Annotated in this window: 4 protein-coding genes; 3 read left to right on the top strand and 1 reads right to left on the bottom strand. The window is 61.2% G+C overall.

All coding sequences use genetic code 11. From position 1 onward, the window contains the following. The first annotated feature begins 72 nt into the window (after positions 1-72). The 3 genes from lipA to ACW9JC_RS29350 are packed head-to-tail and all read left to right on the top strand — an operon-like array spanning position 73 to position 2543. Positions 73-1032 (top strand): lipoyl synthase, encoded by a 960-nt coding sequence (gene lipA, locus ACW9JC_RS29360; protein WP_457459425.1) that lies wholly within the window; start codon positions 73-75, stop codon positions 1030-1032. Between the two features lie 33 nt (positions 1033-1065). Beyond that, positions 1066-1824 (top strand): M15 family metallopeptidase, encoded by a 759-nt coding sequence (locus ACW9JC_RS29355; RefSeq protein ID WP_457459423.1) that lies wholly within the window; start codon positions 1066-1068, stop codon positions 1822-1824. Beyond that, complete coding sequence (locus tag ACW9JC_RS29350; RefSeq protein ID WP_457459421.1) at positions 1821-2543, top strand: L,D-transpeptidase family protein; 723 nt, start codon at positions 1821-1823, stop codon at positions 2541-2543. The genes ACW9JC_RS29355 and ACW9JC_RS29350 overlap by 4 nt, the downstream gene beginning before the upstream one ends. On the opposite strand, the gene ACW9JC_RS29345 is transcribed toward ACW9JC_RS29350, so the two are convergent. Further along, positions 2446-3549, bottom strand: coding sequence for a sterol desaturase family protein (locus ACW9JC_RS29345; protein ID WP_457459419.1), 1104 nt, complete (start codon positions 3547-3549; stop codon positions 2446-2448). The genes ACW9JC_RS29350 and ACW9JC_RS29345 overlap by 98 nt on opposite strands. Between the last annotated feature and the right edge of the window lie 42 nt (positions 3550-3591).

Raw genomic sequence — 3591 nt, 5'->3', positions numbered from 1 at the left:
CGACTGACACGGCCCCTTCGCGAGCAAGCCCGCTCCCACAGGTTCTGTACCCTGCCGCACAAGGAACGCACCATGAATGCCAAAGTAGAAGTCGGCACCAAACTGCGCGGCGCAGAAAAGGTCGCGCGGATTCCGGTGAAGATCATTCCCACCGATGAGTTCCCACGCAAACCTGACTGGATTCGCGTGCGCATGCCGACCTCCCCCGAGGTCGACCGCATCAAGCGACTGCTGCGCAAACACAAGTTGCACAGTGTCTGCGAAGAAGCCTCCTGCCCGAACCTGGGCGAGTGTTTTTCCGGTGGCACCGCGACGTTCATGATCATGGGCGACATCTGCACCCGCCGCTGCCCGTTCTGCGATGTCGGCCACGGACGTCCGAAGCCGCTGGATGTCGACGAGCCGACCAACCTCGCCGTGGCCATTGCCGAATTACGCTTGAAGTACGTGGTGATCACTTCGGTGGATCGCGACGATTTGCGCGATGGCGGTGCCCAGCACTTTGTCGATTGCCTGCGCGAGATCCGCAAGCTGTCGCCGGGCATTCAACTGGAAACCCTGGTGCCGGATTATCGCGGGCGCATGGACGTCGCCCTGACGATCACCGCATCGGAACCACCGGATGTGTTCAACCACAACCTGGAAACCGTGCCACGCCTGTACAAGGCCGCGCGGCCGGGTTCGGATTTCGAGTGGTCGCTGGACTTGTTGCAGAACTTCAAGCAGCGGGTGCCGAAGGTGCCGACCAAGTCCGGACTGATGCTGGGCCTGGGCGAAACCGACGAGGAAGTCATCGAGGTGATGCAGCGCATGCGCGAGCACGACATCGACATGCTCACCCTCGGCCAGTACCTGCAACCATCGCGCAGCCACTTGCCGGTGCAGCGTTTCGTGCATCCGGACGTGTTTGCCTGGTTCGCCGAGGAAGGCGCGCGCATGGGTTTCAAGAACGTCGCGTCCGGTCCGTTGGTGCGCTCGTCTTATCATGCCGACCAACAACTTCATGGAGGTGGAGCGGGTTTCAAGCCATGATGAGGTGACTGGTCATGCATGGAGCCGTTTGCGATGTCGCGTTCACCCTGTCTGTTGTTGCTGTGCCTGAGCCTTGCCACGCCGTGCATGGCCGACGAATCGAAACCCGAACACATGGTGTATCTGCGCACGATCGATCCGGGCATCGAGCAGGATATCCGCTACGCCAGCGCCCACAACTTCACCGGACATCCGCTCGACGGTTACCAGGCCGCCGAGTGTCTGCTGTCAGCGGATGCAGCCAAGGCACTGGCCCGGGTACAAACGGCACTCAAAGCCGAAGGCTACGGCTTGAAGGTGTTCGACTGCTATCGCCCCGCTCGGGCAGTCGCGGACATGGGCCGTTTCGCCGCGGAACCGGGCGACCCGCGCAAGGCTGAATTCTATCCACGGGTAGACAAGCAGGACTTCTGGCGTCTGGGTTACGTGGCGCGGGTGTCCAATCACTCCCGTGGCAACACGGTCGACCTCACCATGACCGGCCCGGGCGCCCTGCCCGCCGACACCTGGACGCCTGCCGCCACAGCGGTCGATTGCACCACGCCTTATGGCCAGCGCTGGCACGATGGCGCCGTCGACATGGGCACCGGGTTCGATTGTTTTGATGAGCGCGCGCACACCGATTCATCACTGATCAGCGCGGCAGCCAAGGACAATCGCCAGCGACTCAGCCGTGCGATGGAGAAGGAAGGATTCAGCGGTTACGCCAAAGAGTGGTGGCACTTCACGTACAGTCCGGAGCCGGCATTGAAGACCGTCATGGATTTCCCCATTACGCCGCTTACGCCATGAAGCGCCTGATCGGGGCTTGGTCGTTGCTGATGCTGCTGTTGCCCGCTGCAGCCATGGCCCAGGGACTCGACGGCAGCGATCAGTTGATTGTCGTCACCAGCAAAAACTGGGATGACATCCAGGGCATCGCCCAGCGCTATGAACGGCACGGCGACCGCTTTGAAAAGTTCGAAGCCGCGTTTCCCGTGGTGCTCGGGAAAAATGGCATGGGCTGGGGCAAGGGCCTGCAAATCGTCGATCAACCCCAAGGCCCCATCAAACAGGAAGGCGATGACAAAGCCCCGGCCGGGATGTTCAAACTGGGAACAGCGTTCGGCTACGACGCTTCAGCCAACACCCGCCTGCCTTATCTCGCGCTGACCCCGACCATCGAATGCGTGGATGACAGCCAGTCGGCGCGCTACAACCAACTCGTCGACGGCGCAATCGTGGCGAAAGACTGGAACAGCGCCGAACGCATGCGACGCAAGGACGATCTGTATCGCCAAGGGATTTTCATCCAGCACAACACGCCGGCATCTCCCGGCGCCGGCTCCTGCATTTTCTTCCACATCTGGCGCGCCCCGACGACGCCGACCCGAGGCTGCACCGCCATGGCCCCGGAAAACATTGCGCGATTGTTCAACTGGCTGGACCCGCGCCAGTCCCCGCTGCTGGTGCAACTGCCCGAGGCGCAATACGAGCAGTTGCGTGAACGCTGGAAGCTTCCGCAGCGCTGACTTCAGGTGCACGCTCTGTCTGGCGGAACTTGTGCGCCGTCTCCACAAACGGCGTCACGATCAGGCTATAGAGCGTCAGGTAACGCTCGTGGTCCGCCTCACCGGTGCCGAAGCGGATGGCCTCGGGTTTCGCCTGCGTGACGTAAAGCGTGCCGAACATCCAGTCCCAGAGTGACAGGTTGAGGCCGAAGTTCTTGTTCATGTGCCGAGGCGCATCGCTGTGATGGATCTGGTGCTGCGCCGGACTGTTGAGCACATGCTCGACCGCCGGACCGAACGACAGCCAGACATGGCTGTGGCGGAGGTTCGCCGCTAGTGCGTTGAGGATGAACACCATGTAGGTCACGCCGAACAGCGTATAGCGGCTGATCTCCCCGCCGCAGGTGTACCAGAACACGCCGGCAAACGCGCTGATGAACACGATGTCGATCAGCCGCTCGACCATTCTCTCGATGAAGTGCACGCGGCTGGCCGTCACCGGAACCAGCACCGGCGCCGAATGATGGACTTTGTGGAAGGCCCACAGGTAGCGCGAGTGATAAGCGCGGTGCGCCCAGTAATGGATGAAGTCCTGCAGCAAAAACACGCCCAGCCCGTAGAGCAATGACAGCGCCAGATGTTCCTCGACCTGCACCCGCGCGCCCCACAGGTGGGTGAAAAATCGGATGTAGTCGCCGGAGCGCAGCACGTACGGATCGACCAGCCCGACAATCGGCACCACCAGCATGACTTTGAGGATCGCGCGCACAAAGTAGTAGCGGTAATCGAGCAACGCCGAAGGATGAAAATGCACGAGGTTGCCGCCGATGAACTGCCAGAACGTGTGTGCATCGGTCAGCCCGCGAGCCTTCCTGAAACGGAACAGAGCGTAGGCAACGGCATAGGAGACGAAGAGGAAAGCCACACAGAGACGGCCATTGAGGTCGAACAGGCCGAGAAACTGCTCGCTGACAGGTGCGATCACCCACCTGAACAGGTATTGGTAGAACGGTGCGAGAACATCCATGAACGGCTGCCCCCTGTGGAAGTGCAAGAATCGCTTTTTGCA

The organism is Pseudomonas sp. SDO5591_S426 (genome assembly GCF_054070755.1).
This window is presented reverse-complemented; position numbering and strand designations above follow the sequence as displayed.

Excerpts from the sequence above, each read along its gene's own strand:
- lipA (WP_457459425.1), top strand. The coding sequence starts at position 73 with ATGAATGCCAAAGTAGAAGTCGGCACCAAACTGCGCGGCGCAGAAAAG.
- ACW9JC_RS29355 (WP_457459423.1), top strand. The coding sequence starts at position 1,066 with ATGTCGCGTTCACCCTGTCTGTTGTTGCTGTGCCTGAGCCTTGCCACG.
- ACW9JC_RS29350 (WP_457459421.1), top strand. The coding sequence starts at position 1,821 with ATGAAGCGCCTGATCGGGGCTTGGTCGTTGCTGATGCTGCTGTTGCCC.
- ACW9JC_RS29345 (WP_457459419.1), bottom strand. The coding sequence starts at position 3,549 with ATGGATGTTCTCGCACCGTTCTACCAATACCTGTTCAGGTGGGTGATC.